Origin of the sequence: Zobellella denitrificans (genome assembly GCF_002237365.1) — a bacterium.
Taxonomy (GTDB): Bacteria; Pseudomonadota; Gammaproteobacteria; order Enterobacterales; family Aeromonadaceae; genus Oceanimonas; species Oceanimonas denitrificans.
In genome coordinates this window covers 1-1,458 of sequence record NZ_NMUO01000180.1, presented here as the reverse complement: position 1 = coordinate 1,458, position 1,458 = coordinate 1, and the positions used below count along the sequence as shown (strand labels likewise).

Sequence of the window (1,458 nt, the reverse complement as noted above, 5' to 3'; positions counted from 1 at the left end):
ACGCCAATCCAGCCCGCGTGGCCCACCGCCAGCACCGGCCCGGCGGGCAGTTGTGCCAGCCAGGTTTCCACCCGGGCAAACAGGGCCGTCAGGCTCTCGCCGCCGCCGGGGGCATGGGCGGCGAAGTCCGCGCACCAGGCATCCATCTCGGCCAGTTCAATCTCCCGCCAGGGACGGCCGTCCCAGCGGCCGAAGTCCGCCTCCACCAGTCCCGGCTCCACCCGGCAATGCCAGCCCCGTCGCTCCAGTATCCTGCCCACCTCCCGCGCGCGGCGCAGGGGGCTGACCCGTATCTCCCGGGGCAGCCGGTGGCGCCGGGCAAAGCGCTGGATCCGCCCCGCCAGGCGGCGCAGCTTGCGCCTGTCCACGGCCAGATCGGTTCGCCCCAGGCAGAGGCCGGCCGCATCCAGGGGCTGGGGGTGGCGCCAGATATAGAGCATCACCAGGCCCAGGCGGCCAGGCCGGCATGGATGGCCAGCTCGCTCAGTTGCTGGGTGGCGCCCAGGCCGTCGCCGGTGTAGCCGCCCAGGCGCCGTTTCAGCAGCCGGCGCATGTGCTCGGTTACCGCCAGGGCGAGCAGCAGGGGCAGCAGCCAGTGCCAGGGCGTCAACTGCGGCAGCCACTGCCACGCCAGCAGCAGGGGCAGCGCCACCCACAGGGCGCCGAGCAGGCCCTGGGCCGGGGTGAGCTGCTGGGCCATGGGCTTGGCCTTGGCGTGCTCAAGGTCGCCGCCGTAGGGCAGCAGGGCGATAAGGCTGATGCACAGCAGCCGCGAACCGGCATGGCCCACCACCAGGGCGGCCAGGGCCAGGGGCAGCGGCATGGTCGCCAGCAGGGCGATTTTCAGCAGCAGCGCCAGCACCAGCCCCAGGGTGCCGTAGGTGCCCAGGCGGGAGTCCTTCATGATCTCCAGCGCCCGCTCCCGGGTGTGGCTGCCGCCCAGGCCGTCGCAGGTATCGGCCAGGCCGTCTTCGTGGAAGGCGCCGGTCAGCCAGACGCCGAAGGCGGTGCTGGCCACCGCCGCTACCAGGGGACCGAACAGCAGGCTGGCCGGCCAGAGCACGGCGGCGCACAGCAGCCCCACCAGCAGGCCCACGGCGGGAAAATAACGGCTGCTCTGGTGCAGCCAGTGGGGCTGGTAATCTTGCAGGGCCGGCACCGGCAGCCGGGTGAGGAACTGGGTGGCCACCAGCAGCAGGCGCAGTTCATGGTGCAGCATGGTTGTCTCCGCTCACGCCGGCCTCGCTGAAGCTGGCCATCTCGTTCACAAAGGCGCAGGCCGACTGCAGCAGCGGATAGGCCAGGGCGGCGCCGCTGCCTTCGCCCAGGCGCAGATCCAGGTCGAGCAGGGGGGCGGCGTCCAGCAGCCGCAGCAGGTGGCGGTGGCCGGGCTCGGCGGAGCGGTGGGCGAACACCGCGTACTGGCGTACCCCGGGGGCCAGGCGCTCGGCCACCAGC

3 protein-coding genes are annotated in these 1,458 nt (G+C 72.7%); all 3 read right to left on the bottom strand.

Features of this window, described 5'->3' with window-relative positions; translation table 11 throughout:
• Positions 1-440 (bottom strand): histidine phosphatase family protein (locus CGX12_RS19180; RefSeq protein ID WP_254918359.1); only part of this gene is annotated, 440 nt, incomplete at its 3' end.
• On the bottom strand, positions 440-1,219 hold the full coding sequence (cobS, locus tag CGX12_RS19175; RefSeq protein WP_094041452.1) for an adenosylcobinamide-GDP ribazoletransferase: 780 nt from the start codon (positions 1,217-1,219) through the stop codon (positions 440-442). The genes cobS and CGX12_RS19180, both read right to left, overlap by 1 nt.
• Positions 1,206-1,458, bottom strand: a 253-nt coding sequence (locus CGX12_RS19170; RefSeq protein ID WP_176442123.1) for a nicotinate-nucleotide--dimethylbenzimidazole phosphoribosyltransferase, incomplete at its 5' end; no start/stop codon positions are given. The genes CGX12_RS19170 and cobS, both read right to left, overlap by 14 nt.